At 48.8% G+C, this 537-nt stretch carries 1 pseudogene; it reads right to left on the bottom strand.

Features of this window, described 5'->3' with window-relative positions:
• Window positions 1-95 precede the first annotated feature (95 nt).
• A pseudogene (locus tag R0K30_RS21010) lies at window positions 96-305 on the bottom strand (IS6 family transposase); the annotation flags it as partial.
• Between the last annotated feature and the right edge of the window lie 232 nt (window positions 306-537).

Genomic DNA, 537 nt, shown 5'->3' with positions numbered 1-537 from the left:
GCGTTCTGCCTCTGAGCTGAATACACCGCTGAAATGGCGGCATAACGCGGCCCTTGCTTACCCGTCACATTCTGATGCAATCAACTTGACAATACCCGTCGGACACAATCTGCAAAGTGCAGACCAAAACGATTGACCCATAGCCGGACCGCTTCCCGGCTAACAATCACGCCTCGCTCGGCTAGCAGGTCCTCAACGTCAGCTGAGCTCAGCGCGAAACGATGGTAAGTCCAAACGGCGTAAGCAATGATCTCACGAGGATAGCGGAAGCCCCTTAGACGTGGAATATGGTTAGGTGTTTTCATAACGTTGGCGTAGTGCTGTCGCGCCGAGCAAACAACTTGGCAATGCCCCTGCGGCTTCTTGATAATTTAATGCTACGGCGTCAACTGAGATCTACAATAATCTTACCACTATTTACATAAGAGGCGCTATTCTGATCTCTAAGGATATATGGAGCAGAGTGCGTTTTGGTATTGTTTAGTTTTGAAGGATCATCCCTTCAAAACATGTCTCTAGCGAGACAGGATTGTTCTT

The organism is Bacillus sp. SIMBA_154 (assembly GCF_046536015.1).
Classification (GTDB): Bacteria; Bacillota; Bacilli; order Bacillales; family Bacillaceae; genus Bacillus; species Bacillus pumilus_P.
The sequence above is the reverse complement of the archived record's forward strand: the minus strand, read 5'-3'. Positions and strand labels throughout refer to the sequence as shown.